This is a genomic window from Pseudomonas sp. S8 (genome assembly GCF_050473925.1).
Lineage (GTDB): Bacteria > Pseudomonadota > Gammaproteobacteria > Pseudomonadales > Pseudomonadaceae > Aquipseudomonas > Aquipseudomonas parakoreensis.
The window spans coordinates 4,335,967-4,350,525 of record NZ_JBFDVZ010000016.1; the positions used below are offsets into that span (position 1 = coordinate 4,335,967).

A 14,559-nucleotide genomic window follows, 5' to 3' on the forward strand; every position below is an offset into this window, starting at 1 on the left:
TCACTCCCGATGGTCGTGGGTCTGGGTGATACGGCCCTGTTCCACGTGGAACAGAGCGACTGGCGTTTCCGTCTGCCAGCCTTCCCTCAATAATTCGTGATCTACACAGGTGATGAAAACCTGGCAGCGTAAGTCTTCCAGCAAGCGGCACAGCGCGCGACGGTGGCTCTCGTCCAGCTCGGACGGCAAGTCATCCACCAGATAAATACACTGGCCGCGTCGGGCCTGGCTCACCAGATGCCCCTGGGCAATTCGCAAGGCACAAACCACCAGCTTCTGCTGACCCCGGGACAAGATGTCCGCGGCATTGTGTGCGCCCAATCTAAGACGCAAATCAGCCCGTTGCGGTCCGGCCTGGGTATGACCCATTTGCTGGTCCCGTTGCACGGAGCCAGCCAGTACGGCACTCAATTCCCGGTCCTTGTCCCAGCCTCGGTAATAGCTGAGCGTCAAACCTTCAAGCTCAACCAGTTCGCTCAAGGTTTGTTCAAAGACTGGTTTCAAGGCTTTGATGTAAGCGCGGCGGTATTCATCGATTTCAGCGCTGGCCTGGCACAGTTCCCTGTCCCAAACCGCTTGCGAAACGGCGTCAAGTGTACCATGCCGCAGCCAGGAGTTTCTCTGGCGCAAGGCCTTCTGCAAACGCTGCCAGGTCGCCATGAAACGCGGCTCGACGTGGAACACACCCCAATCCAGAAACTGCCGGCGAATCTTCGGCGCACCTTCGAGCAGGCGGAAGCTATCGGGGTTGATCAACTGCAGTGGCAGGATCTCGGCCAATTGCGCAGCGCTGCGGGCGTTCTGCCCGTCGATGCGAATCTGAAACTCACCCTGACGGTCGCGAGATATGCCCAACGCACTGTGGCCACCCTCGGCCAACTCGACCTGACCGAACACCGTGCAGGCGAGTTGCTCGTACTGGATGACCGGCAACAGCCGCGTGCTACGAAACGAACGGGCAAGCCCCAGCAGATGAATGGCTTCCAGAACACTGGTTTTGCCGCTGCCGTTGGCGCCGTAAAGAATGTTGATGCGGGGGGAGGGGGAGAAGGTCACCGGGTGCAGATTGCGCACCGCGGTGACCGAAACACGACTTAACGACATCCAGGATCAGCTGATTACAGACGCATCGGCATGACAACATAAGCCGAGTCGTCATTGTCGGACTCTTGCACCAGCGCACTGCTGTTGGAGTCGGACAGGATCAGGCGAACCTGTTCGGTGGTCATCACGCCCAGCACGTCGAGCAGGTAGCTCACGTTGAAGCCGATTTCCAGCGAACCGCCGTTGTATTCAACGCCCACTTCTTCTTCGGCTTCTTCCTGCTCCGGGTTGTTGGCCTGGATCTTCAACTGACCGTTAGCCAGTTGCAGACGGATACCACGGTATTTCTCGTTGGACAGAATTGCGGTACGGCTGAAGGCTTCACGCAGTGCCTGACGATCGCCCAATACCAGCTTGTCGCCGCCCTTTGGCAGAACGCGCTCGTAATCCGGGAACTTGCCGTCGACCAGCTTCGAAGTGAAGGTGAATTCGCCGGTGGTGGCGCGGATGTGGTGCTGACCCAGAACGATGCTGACGTTGCCGTCCGGCTCGGTAAGCAGACGCGCCAGTTCGAGGATACCTTTGCGCGGCACGATCACCTGGTGGCGATCCGGCTGACCGATATCGGCCTGCATCGAGCACATCGCCAGACGGTGACCGTCGGTGGCCACGGCACGGATCACACCAGCCGAAACTTCCAGCAGCATGCCGTTGAGGTAGTAGCGCACGTCCTGCTGGGCCATGGCGAAGCTGGTGCGTTCGATCAAACGACGCAGTTTGCTCTGCTCCAGGCTGCAGGTCAGCGAACCCGGGCCTTCTTCAACCGTCGGGAAATCGTTGGCCGGCAAGGTCGACAGGGTGAAACGGCTACGACCGGCCTTCACGACCAGTTTCTGCTCGTCGACCTTGATGTCGATCAGCGCGTCGTTGGGCAGGCTCTTGCAGATGTCCATCAGCTTGCGCGCCGGCACGGTGATGGAGCCGGTTTCGGCCGGTTCTTCGAGTTGCACGCGCCCCACCAGCTCGACTTCCAGGTCGGTACCGGTCAGCGACAGCTGCTGGCCGTCGACGACCAACAGCACGTTGGACAGTACCGGCAAGGTCTGTCGGCGCTCGACGACGCCTGCGACCAGTTGCAGGGGTTTCAACAGGGCTTCGCGTTGAATGGTGAAATGCATGGTCTAGTCCCTTGCCTTAATAAGCTGCGCTGGTGTTCATCAAGTGGTCAGTGTACGCAGCAGGTTCTTGTAGTCCTCGCGGATGTCCGCGTCGGATTCCTTAAGTTCGTTGATCTTGCGGCAGGCGTGCAACACCGTCGTGTGGTCGCGACCACCAAACACATCGCCGATTTCCGGCAGGCTGTGGTTGGTCAGCTCCTTGGACAATGCCATGGCCACCTGACGCGGACGTGCCACCGAGCGCGAACGACGCTTGGACAGCAGGTCGGAAATCTTGATCTTGTAGTACTCGGCGACGGTGCGCTGAATGTTATCCACAGAAACCAGTTTGTCCTGCAGTGCCAACAAGTCCTTCAGAGATTCGCGAATCAACTCGATGGTGATGTCGCGGCCCATGAAGTGCGAGTGAGCGATCACGCGTTTCAGCGCACCTTCCAGCTCTCGGACGTTGGAACGAATTCGCTGGGCTATGAAGAACGCCGCGTCGTGAGGCAACTCGACTTTGGCCTGATCAGCCTTCTTCATCAAGATCGCCACGCGGGTTTCAAGCTCCGGCGGCTCGACGGCAACCGTCAGGCCCCAGCCGAAGCGGGACTTGAGGCGCTCTTCAAGGCCTTCGATTTCTTTCGGGTAGCGGTCACTGGTGAGAATGACCTGCTGGCCACCTTCAAGCAGGGCGTTGAAGGTGTGGAAAAACTCTTCCTGGGAACGCTCTTTACGGGCGAAGAACTGAATATCGTCGATCAGCAGAGCGTCCACCGAACGGTAGAAGCGCTTGAATTCGTTGATCGCGTTCAGTTGCAGCGCCTTGACCATGTCGGCCACGAAACGCTCGGAATGCAGGTACACGACCTTGGCATTCGGGTTCTTCTTTAATAGATGGTTACCCACCGCGTGCATCAAGTGGGTTTTACCCAGACCGACGCCGCCATACAGGAACAGCGGGTTGTAACCGTGCTTGGGATTGTCCGCCACCTGCCAGGCCGCCGCGCGGGCGAGCTGGTTGGACTTGCCTTCGACGAAATTCTCGAAAGTGAAGGTGCGGTTCAGGTAACTGGTGTGCTTGAGCGCGCCTTCGACCTGCACTGTGCGCTGTTCGGCGCGAACCGGGGCCTGTTGCGAGGCCGCACCGGCCATCGGGTCAAAGCTGTCGCGGGACGGCTCTTCACTGACTTCCTCGGTTTTCTGCGTCGAGCGCTTGGCCGGGGCTGCACTTGGAGCCGGGGCTGGCGCGCTGGCCGGCGCGGTATTGGCCTGCGCCTGGGACACCTGCGCAGCGGCCAACGGCGCATTCGGCGCGGCACGCGGTGCCGAGCTGCGTTTGCTGCCTATTAATAAGGAAAGCGCTGGCGCCATGCCGTTGCCGTGCTCATCCAGCAGTTCAAGGACGCGACCGAGGTACTTTTCGTTGACCCAGTCCAGCACAAAACGGTTCGGTGCGTAGACGCGCAACTCGTCGCCTTCGGCTTCGACCTGTAGTGGACGGATCCAGGTGTTGAATTGTTGGGCAGGCAGCTCTTCGCGCAAAAGCTCCACGCACTGCTGCCAAAGTTCCACTGACACGGATATCCCCTAAGTTGAAAGCCGGTGAGGCAAAAACAAGCGGCCATTGTAGCGGCGAGCCGTCCACTTATCCACATGCAGGTTGTGTGGTGACCATGATTAATCAATGCGTTAACCGGTAAAAAGGCGACCAACGGTGTGTGCATAAGCTCTGTGGATAACCGCCTTTGAGGGCACTGGACAACTGGGGGTGGAACTCGGTGGATAACCAGCCTGTGGATAACAGGCCATTCCACACACAGGTTATCCGACAGCGCAGCACAGGCTGAACACGGTTTTCCACTGTAGTTGTCATTCTCTGTACATCAAGCTTTATAAGGGCTGAGCATGGTTATCCACAGAAGAGGGGCGCCCTAGCTTTTACAAGCTTTACAGAAAAGCTTTAAATAATTCCCTTCTTTATTTTTATGTCTGGCAAACAGGATTTCGCTTCCGCAAGCTCCAGAGATCTATTTATAAGGAAACGCTGGTTGGAAATTGACCTGAGGGCTTGCTTTCTCTAGAATCCCCGGTCTCTTAAAACGGGGGCCATTCCGGCCCGTTGTGGACGAACCAGGTAACACGACATGAAACGTACTTTCCAACCAAGCACTATCAAACGCGCTCGTACCCACGGTTTCCGTGCTCGCATGGCTACCAAGAACGGTCGCGCTGTCCTGTCGCGTCGTCGCGCCAAAGGTCGTGCGCGTCTGGCAGTTTGATAATCCGGTACTGGAGGTGAGTCAGGACTTCAGTCGGGAAAAGCGTCTGCTTACCCCCCGGCATTTCAAGGCAGTCTTTGACTCCCCTACCGGCAAGGTTCCGGGGAAAAATCTCCTGCTCCTTGCGCGCAACAACGATCTTGATCACCCCCGTCTCGGGCTGGTTATCGGGAAAAAGAGCGTAAAGCTCTCCGTTGAGCGCAATCGCCTCAAACGTCTGATGCGCGAATCGTTCCGTCTGCACCAGGATTCTCTGGTCGGCTGGGACATCGTTATCGTCGCGCGCAAAGGTTTGGGCGACGTAGAAAACCCCGAATTGATTCAGCATTTCGGCAAACTCTGGAAGCGCCTGGCCCGTAACAAGCCAGTTTCAGCAGTCAAAACCGAAACTGTAGGGGTAGACAGTCCAGATGCGTAAACTGGCCCTCGTTCCGATCCAGTTTTATCGCTACGCCATTAGTCCTTTGATGGCCAATCACTGTCGTTTCTACCCCAGTTGTTCTTGCTACGCGTATGAAGCCATCGAAAATCATGGCCTTCTGCGCGGTGGCTGGCTGACCTTTCGTCGTTTAGGTCGCTGTCATCCGTGGAATCCCGGTGGTTATGACCCGGTTCCACCTATCCCTACCTCCCGTTCTTCTTCGATGGCCGAGTAATCATGGATATCAAACGCACGATCCTGATCGTCGCCCTGGCAATCGTGTCCTACGTCATGGTTCTTAAATGGAACCAGGATTATGGCCAGGCTGCCCTGCCGACTCAGAATGTTGCTACCAGTACGACTGCATCCGGTTTGCCGGACACCGTTCCTGGCAATAACGCTTCCGCCAGTGACGATATTCCGCGTGCCGCCAGCGATACCAGCGCACCTGTGGAAACGCCAGTCGCTGCCAGCAAGGATCTGATCCAGGTCAAAACCGACGTGCTCGATCTGGCGATCGATCCACAGGGCGGTGACGTTGCTCAACTGACTTTGCCACTGTATCCACGTCGTCAGGATCGTCCTGATGTACCGTTCCAGCTGTTCGACAACGGCGGCGAACGTACTTATCTGGCACAAAGCGGCCTGATCGGCACCAACGGTCCGGACGCAAGCCCGGCCGGTCGTCCGGTTTACGCCTCGGAGAAGAAAAGTTATCAACTGGCTGACGGTCAGGATCAACTGGTTGTCGACCTGAAGTTCAGCAAGGACGGCGTCAATTACATCAAGCGTTTCACTCTGAAACGCGGCCTGTATGACGTGACCGTGACCTACCTTGTGGATAACCAGAGCGCTCAGCCTTGGTCGGGTTCGATGTTCGCCCAGCTGAAGCGCGATGCCAGTGCCGACCCTTCGTCGACCACTGCCACCGGCACCGCGACTTACCTGGGCGCTGCCCTGTGGACAAGTTCCGAGCCGTACAAGAAAGTGTCCATGAAAGACATGGACAAAGGTCAGCTGAAGGAAACCGTCACCGGTGGCTGGGTAGCCTGGCTGCAGCATTACTTCGTGACTGCGTGGGTTGCGCCGAAAGGCGAAAACAACATCGTTCAGACGCGTAAAGACAGCAAAGGCAACTACATCATCGGTTACACCGGTCCTTCGCTGACCGCTGCACCGGGTGCGAAAGTTGAAACCAGCGCCATTCTGTACGCCGGGCCGAAAAGCCAGGCCGTGCTGAAACAGTTATCCCCAGGTCTGGAACTGACGGTCGACTACGGCATTCTGTGGTTCATCGCTCAACCGATCTTCTGGCTGCTGCAACACATTCACGCGATTGTGGGTAACTGGGGCTGGTCGATTATCTTCCTGACCATGCTGATCAAAGGGATCTTCTTCCCATTGTCGGCCGCCAGCTACAAATCCATGGCGCGCATGCGTGCCGTTGCGCCGAAACTGGCTGCATTGAAAGAGCAACATGGCGATGACCGGCAGAAAATGTCGCAAGCCATGATGGAGCTGTACAAGAAAGAGAAGATCAATCCGCTGGGCGGCTGCTTGCCGATCCTCGTGCAGATGCCGGTTTTCCTTTCGCTGTACTGGGTTCTGCTGGAAAGCGTGGAAATGCGCCAAGCGCCATTCATGCTGTGGATCACTGACCTGTCGATCAAGGATCCGTTCTTCATCCTGCCGATCATCATGGGCGCGACCATGTTCATTCAGCAGCGTCTGAACCCGACTCCACCGGATCCGATGCAGGCGAAGGTCATGAAAATGATGCCAATCATCTTCACCTTCTTCTTCCTGTGGTTCCCGGCTGGTCTGGTGCTGTACTGGGTTGTGAACAACTGCCTGTCGATTGCCCAACAGTGGTACATCACGCGTAAGATCGAAGCGGCGACGAAAAAAGCCGAGGCGTAACTTACTCTGTGGATAACACCACTCAAAACGCCCCCTAGTGGGGCGTTTTGCTATCTGCCACTTTTGTCTGGATTCCGGTTTATGAGCGCACCTCGTGAAACCATCGCCGCTGTCGCCACCGCTCAAGGTCGCGGCGGTGTCGGCATCGTCCGTATTTCCGGGCCGTTGGCCAGCGTCGCAGCCAAAGCCATCAGCGGCCGTGAACTGAAACCGCGTTACGCGCATTACGGTCCGTTTTTCAGTGATGATCAGCAAGTGCTGGACGAAGGACTGGCTCTGTATTTCCCGGGGCCGAACTCGTTCACCGGCGAAGACGTGCTGGAACTGCAGGGCCACGGCGGCCCGATTGTTCTGGATATGTTGCTCAAGCGTTGCCTGGAACTGGGTTGCCGTCTGGCCCGCCCCGGCGAATTCAGCGAGCGCGCGTTCCTCAACGACAAACTCGACCTGGCTCAGGCCGAGGCGATTGCCGATCTGATCGAAGCCAGTTCTGCACAGGCTGCACGCAATGCCTTGCGCTCGCTGCAGGGAGCGTTTTCCCAGCGTGTGCATAACCTCACTGAACAACTGATCGGCCTGCGCATCTACGTGGAAGCTGCCATCGACTTTCCGGAAGAGGAAATCGACTTTCTTGCCGATGGCCATGTGTTGAGCATGCTCGACAAGGTACGTGAAGAGTTATCCACTGTGCTGCGGGAAGCCGGACAGGGTGCCTTGTTGCGCGACGGTATGACCGTGGTGATTGCCGGTCGTCCGAATGCCGGCAAGTCCAGCCTGTTGAATGCCCTGGCTGGCCGCGAAGCCGCGATCGTGACTGAGATCGCCGGTACCACGCGGGACATTCTGCGCGAACATATCCACATTGATGGCATGCCGTTGCACGTGGTGGACACCGCCGGTCTGCGCGATACCGATGATCAAGTGGAAAAGATTGGTGTTGAACGAGCGCTGAAGGCGATCACTGAAGCCGACCGGGTGTTGCTGGTGGTCGATGCCACTGCGCCGGAAGCGGCGGATCCGTTTGCCCTGTGGCCGGAATTCCTCGAAACCCGGCCAGATCCGGCCAAAGTCACCTTGATCCGCAACAAGGCTGACCTGACGGGTGAGACGATTGCCCTGGAAGTCAGTGACGATGGCCACGTGACCATCAGCCTCAGCGCCAAATCCGCCGGCGAAGGTCTGGAATTGCTGCGCGACCACCTCAAGGCCTGCATGGGCTATGAGCAAACCTCGGAAAGCAGCTTCAGTGCCCGTCGCCGCCATCTGGAAGCACTGCGCCATGCCAGTGCAGCGCTGGAACATGGTCGTGCACAGCTGACGCTGGCAGGTGCCGGTGAACTGCTGGCCGAAGATTTGCGTCAGGCACAGCACTCACTGGGCGAAATCACCGGGGCATTCAGCTCCGATGACCTGCTCGGCCGGATCTTTTCCAGTTTCTGTATCGGTAAATAAGCCCTCTGCTGTAAGCAGACAGGCCCATTCGCGGCCTGTCTGCACCCTCATTTCCAATTCCTTTCTCCAGTGCCGGGCAGATTCCCTCTCCCTCAGCGGATTTCCCTCGGCCGTCGTACAGTCACTCAGCGGATTTCTGTGGATTAAGCCCTGTGAATAACTGCCACTGAGGGCAGTTGATAACAGGGCTCCAAAACTGAATATAACTGCCTCTGTGGATAACCACTTCATTCATCCACAGGCTTAAAGCGGTTATCCAAGGGCCTCATTGGCACCTGGTCACAGGGTTTTGAAACGCTGTACATATTGAAATATATAGCCTGTAGCGATCTATCCACAGAAAGGATGGTCAGTAAGAATAAACATAAAAACAAAGGTTTTATAAATTTCTCTCTTTTTTATTCTTTTGATCTCGAGTTCTCCACAGCTGGTTAAATTTTGTGCAAAGGGTTCTTTAGGAAGGGCGAAGTCCCTATACTTGTCGACCAGGTTCAGAAACCTGATCTCAAACTATTCCTGAATGACCTACTTAAGCAGGCACGAGGTGCGTGGTGGATTTCCCTTCCCGTTTTGAAGTGATCGTCATCGGCGGCGGTCATGCCGGTACCGAGGCAGCACTGGCCTCAGCACGTATGGGGGCAAAAACCCTGTTGCTGACGCATAACGTGGAAACCCTCGGTGCCATGAGCTGCAACCCGGCCATCGGTGGCATTGGCAAAAGCCATCTGGTCAAGGAAATCGATGCCCTCGGCGGCGCGATGGCCGTGGCTACCGACCTGGGCGGTATCCAGTTTCGTGTGTTGAACAGCCGTAAAGGCCCGGCCGTGCGTGCAACCCGTGCCCAGGCGGACCGGATTCTGTACAAGGCCGCTGTCCGCGAAATCCTGGAAAACCAGCCGAATCTGTGGATATTTCAACAGGCTGCTGACGACTTGATCGTCGAGCAGGAACAGGTTCGTGGTGTGGTCACACAAATGGGTCTGCGCTTCTTCGCCGATTCCGTGGTGCTGACCACCGGAACGTTCCTCGGTGGACTTATCCACATTGGTTTGCAAAATTTCTCCGGCGGTCGTGCCGGTGATCCGCCATCGATTGCCCTCGCACATCGACTACGTGAACTGCCGCTGCGTGTCGGTCGCCTGAAAACCGGTACCCCACCGCGCATTGATGGCAAGTCTGTGGATTTCTCGGTGATGACCGAGCAACCAGGCGATACGCCGATCCCGGTGATGTCGTTCATGGGAAACAAGGAACAGCATCCACGCCAGGTCAGTTGCTGGATTACTCATACCAACGCCCGCACCCACGAAATCATCGCGGCGAACCTCGACCGTTCGCCGATGTATTCCGCTGCCGGCGAGATCGAGGGCATCGGCCCGCGTTATTGCCCGTCGATCGAAGACAAGATTCATCGCTTTGCCGACAAGGAAAGCCATCAGGTGTTCATCGAGCCGGAAGGCCTGACCACCCATGAGCTGTACCCGAACGGGATATCCACAAGCCTGCCGTTCGACGTGCAATTGCAGATCGTGCAATCGATTCGCGGCTTGGAAAACGCGCACATCGTGCGTCCGGGTTATGCGATCGAGTACGACTACTTCGATCCGCGCGACCTGAAGTACAGCCTGGAAACCAAAGTCATCGGCGGTCTGTTCTTCGCCGGGCAAATCAACGGCACCACCGGTTACGAAGAAGCCGGTGCGCAAGGTTTGCTTGCCGGGGCCAACGCTGCGCTGCGCGCCAAGGGCAAAGAAGCCTGGTGCCCGCGCCGCGATGAGGCGTACATCGGCGTACTGGTCGACGACCTGATCACCCTCGGTACCCAAGAGCCGTACCGCATGTTCACTTCCCGTGCCGAGTACCGCCTGATCCTGCGTGAAGACAACGCCGACCTGCGTCTGACCGAAAAAGGCCGCGAACTGGGTCTGGTCGATGACGCGCGTTGGGCGGCGTTCTGCAAGAAGCGCGAAAACATCGAACTGGAAGAGCAGCGCCTGAAAAGCACCTGGGTTCGCCCGGGCACGCAGCAGGGTGATGCGATTGCGGAAAAATTCGGCACACCGCTGACTCACGAATACAACTTGCTCAACCTCTTGAGCCGTCCGGAAATCGACTACGCTGGTCTGGTCGAAGTGACCGGGCAGGGCGCCGAAGATCCACAGGTCGCCGAACAGGTTGAGATCAAGACCAAATACGCCGGTTACATCGACCGTCAACAGGACGAAATCGCCCGTCTGCGCGCTAGTGAAGACACGAAACTGCCTGTGGATATCGATTACACCAACATTTCCGGTCTCTCCAAGGAGATCCAGAGCAAGCTCGGTGCCACGCGTCCGGAGACGCTCGGCCAGGCTTCGCGGATTCCGGGCGTGACCCCGGCAGCGATTTCGCTGTTGATGATTCATTTGAAAAAACGCGGCGCGGGCCGTCAGTTGGAGCAAAGCGCTTGAGTTCTAAGGTCACTTCGCAACACGCCGAAGAGTTATCCACAGGAGCCCGCGCGCTCGGTGTCAATCTCAGCGCAGCCCAGCACGAATTGCTGCTGGGTTACCTGGCCCTGTTGATCAAATGGAACCAGGCCTACAACCTGACTGCAGTGCGCGACCCGGACGAGATGGTCTCGCGGCATCTGCTCGACAGTCTGAGCGTGATGTCGTTTATCGAAAACGGTCGCTGGCTCGACGTCGGCAGCGGCGGCGGCATGCCGGGGATCCCGTTGGCGATCCTGTATCCGGACTCGCAAGTGACTTGTCTGGACAGCAACGGCAAGAAAACCCGCTTCCTGACTCAGGTCAAACTCGAACTCAAACTGGATAACCTGCAAGTTATCCACAGTCGTGTCGAAGCTTTCCAGCCTGCCCAGCCATTCAACGGGATCATTTCCCGGGCTTTCAGCAGCATGGAGAACTTCACCAACTGGACTCGCCACCTCGGCGATGCCGACACGCGCTGGCTGGCAATGAAGGGCGTTCATCCGGCCGATGAGCTGGTAGCATTGCCGGCAGACTTCAAACTCGATAGCGAACACGCCCTGGCCGTCCCCGGTTGCCAAGGCCAACGCCATCTGCTGATACTGCGCCGCACGGCATGATTGGGAACACAAGCAAGAATGGCTAAGGTATTCGCGATAGCGAACCAGAAGGGTGGTGTGGGCAAGACCACCACCTGTATCAACCTCGCAGCATCCCTGGTCGCGACCAAGCGCCGGGTGCTGTTGATCGATCTCGATCCACAGGGCAACGCCACCATGGGTAGCGGTGTGGATAAACACGGCTTGGAAAACTCGGTCTACGACCTGCTGATCGGCGAATGCGATCTGGCCCAGGCCATGCACTTCTCGGAACATGGCGGTTATCAACTGCTGCCGGCCAACCGGGATCTGACGGCGGCCGAAGTGGTGCTGCTGGAAATGCAGATGAAGGAAAGCCGTCTGCGCAGCGCGTTGGCGCCGATCCGTGAAAACTACGATTACATTTTGATCGACTGCCCGCCGTCGCTGTCGATGCTCACGTTGAACGCTCTGGTTGCCGCCGATGGGGTCATTATCCCCATGCAATGCGAATACTTTGCGCTCGAAGGCTTGAGCGACCTTGTGGATAACATCAAGCGCATCGCCGAACTGCTGAACCCCAACCTCAAGGTCGAAGGTTTGCTGCGCACCATGTACGACCCGCGGCTGAGTCTGATGAACGACGTCTCGGCCCAGCTCAAGGAACACTTTGGCGAACAGTTGTACGACACAGTGATCCCGCGCAACATCCGTCTGGCCGAAGCGCCGAGCTACGGTATGCCGGCACTGGCCTACGACAAGCAATCGCGCGGCGCGCTGGCCTATCTGGCTCTGGCGGGCGAAATGGTTCGCCGTCAGCGCAAAAATTCACGCATCGCCGCTGCCCAGCCAACTTAAGGAATCCCCATGGCCGTCAAGAAACGAGGTCTCGGACGTGGACTGGATGCACTGCTGAGTGGTCCGACCGTCAGCGCGCTGGAAGAACAGGCGGCGCAGGCCGATACCCGTGAACTGCAACACTTGCCGCTGGACCTGCTGCAGCGCGGCAAATACCAGCCACGCCGCGACATGGACCCGCAGGCACTGGAAGAGCTGGCGCAATCAATCAAGTCGCAAGGCGTGATGCAGCCGATCGTGGTGCGCCCGATTGGCGGCGGCCGCTTCGAGATCATCGCCGGTGAACGCCGCTGGCGCGCCAGCCAGCAGGCCGGCCAGGAAACCATCCCGGCGATGGTCCGTGATGTGCCGGATGAAACCGCGATCGCCATTGCGCTGATCGAGAACATTCAGCGTGAAGACCTGAACCCGATCGAAGAAGCCGTCGCCTTGCAGCGCCTGCAGCAGGAATTCCAGCTCACACAACAACAGGTGGCCGAGGCTGTGGGTAAGTCCCGCGTGACTGTGGCTAACCTGTTGCGACTTATTGCACTGCCGGAAGTCATCAAGACCATGCTGTCCCACGGTGACATGGAAATGGGTCATGCCCGTGCTTTGCTCGGTCTGCCGGACAATCAGCAGGTGGAAGGGGCGCGACATGTTGTCGCACGCGGCCTGACTGTGCGCCAGACTGAGGCACTGGTTCGCCAGTGGTTGAGTGGCAAACCGGAGCCTGTGGAAGCGGCCAAACCCGACCCGGATATCGCCCGGCTCGAACAGCGTCTGGCCGAGCGCCTAGGCTCTGCGGTGCAGATCCGCCACGGGAAGAAGGGAAAAGGGCAGTTGGTGATCGGTTACAACTCCCTCGATGAGCTTCAAGGTGTGCTCGCACACATCCGCTGAAACATTTCCTCATGTAGCGCGCAGTCGGAAATCACTACCTGACAGTTGAATAGGGGCAGAACCGCCCCTATACTCTGCGCGCATTTTGTCGGCACAAATTATGCCAAGTTATTGAATTTCGGCAGCCGACCATTGGAGAGCAAACGTGATGGAAACCCGCAAGCCAAACCGCCTGCCGTTCCATCGCCTGGCGGTTTTTCCGGTGTTGATGGCTCAATTTGTCATTTTGCTCATTGCCGCTTTGGCGCTCTGGCAATGGCACGGAGTCGTTGCCGGATACTCGGGACTTTGCGGAGGCCTGATAGCCTTGCTGCCCAATGTTTATTTCGCTCACAAGGCATTTCGGTTTTCCGGCGCCCGAGCAGCCCAGTCCATCGTCCGGTCATTTTATGCCGGCGAGGCAGGCAAACTGATTTTGACAGCAGTGCTGTTTGCACTGGTGTTTGCAGGTGTGAAGCCATTGGCGCCGATCGCAGTATTCGGCGCCTTCGTGCTGACTCAGTCGGTCAGCTGGTTCGCTCCCCTGCTGATGAGAACAAGACTTTCGAGACCTTAGGGCGTTTGAGGCAACCATGGCAGAAACAACCGCTTCGGGCTATATCCAGCACCACTTGCAGAACCTGACCTTCGGTCAGCTACCTAACGGCGGCTGGGGCTTTGCCCATTCCGCAGCAGAAGCCAAGGAAATGGGCTTCTGGGCTTTCCACGTCGATACCCTCGGCTGGTCGGTCGCGCTGGGTCTGATCTTCGTTTTCCTTTTCCGCATGGCGGCAAAGAAAGCGACTTCGGGTCAGCCGGGTGCTTTGCAGAACTTCGTTGAAGTATTGGTCGAATTCGTCGATGGCAGCGTGAAAGACAGCTTCCATGGCCGTAGCCCGGTGATTGCACCGCTGGCACTGACCATCTTCGTCTGGGTGTTCCTGATGAACGCCATCGACCTGGTACCGGTCGACTGGATTCCTCAGCTGGCCATCCTGATTTCCGGTGACCACCACATCCCGTTCCGCGCCGTGTCGACAACCGACCCGAACGCGACCCTGGGCATGGCGTTCTCGGTTTTCGCACTGATCATTTTCTACAGCATCAAGGTCAAGGGCATCGGCGGTTTCATCGGCGAACTGACCCTGCACCCGTTTGGCAGCAAGAACATCTTCGTTCAGGCCCTGCTGATCCCGGTGAACTTCCTGCTGGAATTCGTGACCCTGATCGCCAAGCCGATCTCTCTGGCCCTGCGTCTGTTCGGCAACATGTATGCCGGCGAGCTGGTGTTCATTCTGATCGCTGTGATGTTCGGCAGCGGCCTGCTCTGGCTGAGCGGCCTGGGCGTTGTTCTGCAGTGGGCGTGGGCTGTGTTCCACATCCTGATCATCACCCTGCAGGCGTTCATCTTCATGATGCTGACCATCGTCTACCTGTCGATGGCGCACGAAGAAAACCATTAAGACGAGTCTCGACTAGTCTGATGTCCTTCCCGGTCAAACGGGAAGGGGC

Annotated in this window: 14 protein-coding genes; 11 read left to right on the forward strand and 3 right to left on the reverse strand. The window is 57.6% G+C overall.

The annotated features are described in order from the left end of the window. Genes recF through dnaA form a run of 3 tightly spaced genes read right to left on the reverse strand, consistent with a single transcriptional unit; the run spans nucleotide 1 to nucleotide 3,785 of the window. On the reverse strand, nucleotides 1-1,104 hold the full coding sequence (gene recF, locus AB1J88_RS20660; protein WP_003220208.1) for a DNA replication/repair protein RecF: 1,104 nt from the start codon (nucleotides 1,102-1,104) through the stop codon (nucleotides 1-3). 14 nt (nucleotides 1,105-1,118) lie between these two features. After that, a complete protein-coding gene (dnaN, locus tag AB1J88_RS20665) occupies nucleotides 1,119-2,222 on the reverse strand; it encodes a DNA polymerase III subunit beta (RefSeq protein WP_003220202.1) in 1,104 nt (367 codons plus the stop codon). Between the two features lie 39 nt (nucleotides 2,223-2,261). Next, the gene (gene dnaA / locus AB1J88_RS20670) at nucleotides 2,262-3,785 is read right to left on the reverse strand and encodes a chromosomal replication initiator protein DnaA (protein ID WP_041073598.1); all 1,524 of its coding nucleotides are present in this window, start codon (nucleotides 3,783-3,785) and stop codon (nucleotides 2,262-2,264) included. Between the two features lie 566 nt (nucleotides 3,786-4,351). On the opposite strand from dnaA, the gene rpmH reads away from it, so the two are divergent. The 11 genes from rpmH to atpB all read left to right on the forward strand — a co-directional run bounded on the left by rpmH (nucleotide 4,352) and on the right by atpB (nucleotide 14,510). After that, nucleotides 4,352-4,486 (forward strand): 50S ribosomal protein L34, encoded by a 135-nt coding sequence (rpmH, locus tag AB1J88_RS20675; protein ID WP_003213577.1) that lies wholly within the window; start codon nucleotides 4,352-4,354, stop codon nucleotides 4,484-4,486. Nucleotides 4,487-4,502: 16 nt separating this feature from the next. After that, the gene (gene rnpA, locus AB1J88_RS20680; RefSeq protein ID WP_218191430.1) at nucleotides 4,503-4,904 is read left to right on the forward strand and encodes a ribonuclease P protein component; all 402 of its coding nucleotides are present in this window, start codon (nucleotides 4,503-4,505) and stop codon (nucleotides 4,902-4,904) included. Beyond that, nucleotides 4,897-5,142: a membrane protein insertion efficiency factor YidD gene (gene yidD / locus AB1J88_RS20685; RefSeq protein ID WP_080921994.1), complete on the forward strand. Its 246-nt coding sequence runs from the start codon at nucleotides 4,897-4,899 to the stop codon at nucleotides 5,140-5,142. The genes rnpA and yidD overlap by 8 nt, the downstream gene beginning before the upstream one ends. Nucleotides 5,143-5,144: 2 nt before the next feature. Continuing rightward, nucleotides 5,145-6,827: a membrane protein insertase YidC gene (gene yidC / locus AB1J88_RS20690; RefSeq protein ID WP_108184349.1), complete on the forward strand. Its 1,683-nt coding sequence runs from the start codon at nucleotides 5,145-5,147 to the stop codon at nucleotides 6,825-6,827. Nucleotides 6,828-6,908: 81 nt separating this feature from the next. Then, a complete protein-coding gene (gene mnmE, locus AB1J88_RS20695) occupies nucleotides 6,909-8,279 on the forward strand; it encodes a tRNA uridine-5-carboxymethylaminomethyl(34) synthesis GTPase MnmE (RefSeq protein ID WP_108184348.1) in 1,371 nt (456 codons plus the stop codon). A 551-nt stretch (nucleotides 8,280-8,830) separates the two neighbouring features. Further along, nucleotides 8,831-10,729 carry a tRNA uridine-5-carboxymethylaminomethyl(34) synthesis enzyme MnmG gene (mnmG, locus tag AB1J88_RS20700; protein WP_430291863.1) on the forward strand — a complete coding sequence of 633 codons (1,899 nt, stop codon included), beginning with the start codon at nucleotides 8,831-8,833 and terminating at the stop codon, nucleotides 10,727-10,729. Continuing rightward, the gene (gene rsmG / locus AB1J88_RS20705; RefSeq protein ID WP_041073590.1) at nucleotides 10,726-11,370 is read left to right on the forward strand and encodes a 16S rRNA (guanine(527)-N(7))-methyltransferase RsmG; all 645 of its coding nucleotides are present in this window, start codon (nucleotides 10,726-10,728) and stop codon (nucleotides 11,368-11,370) included. Before mnmG ends, rsmG begins: the two co-directional genes overlap by 4 nt. 18 nt (nucleotides 11,371-11,388) lie before the next feature. Then, entirely contained in the window at nucleotides 11,389-12,186 is a 798-nt protein-coding gene (locus AB1J88_RS20710) for a ParA family protein (protein WP_041073588.1), read from the forward strand. 9 nt (nucleotides 12,187-12,195) lie between these two features. After that, a complete protein-coding gene (locus AB1J88_RS20715; RefSeq protein ID WP_430291864.1) occupies nucleotides 12,196-13,068 on the forward strand; it encodes a ParB/RepB/Spo0J family partition protein in 873 nt (290 codons plus the stop codon). Nucleotides 13,069-13,216: 148 nt separating this feature from the next. Continuing rightward, nucleotides 13,217-13,624: a F0F1 ATP synthase subunit I gene (locus tag AB1J88_RS20720; protein WP_003229783.1), complete on the forward strand. Its 408-nt coding sequence runs from the start codon at nucleotides 13,217-13,219 to the stop codon at nucleotides 13,622-13,624. Nucleotides 13,625-13,640: 16 nt separating this feature from the next. Then, a complete protein-coding gene (gene atpB / locus AB1J88_RS20725; RefSeq protein WP_222017493.1) occupies nucleotides 13,641-14,510 on the forward strand; it encodes a F0F1 ATP synthase subunit A in 870 nt (289 codons plus the stop codon). The last annotated feature ends 49 nt before the right edge of the window (nucleotides 14,511-14,559 follow it).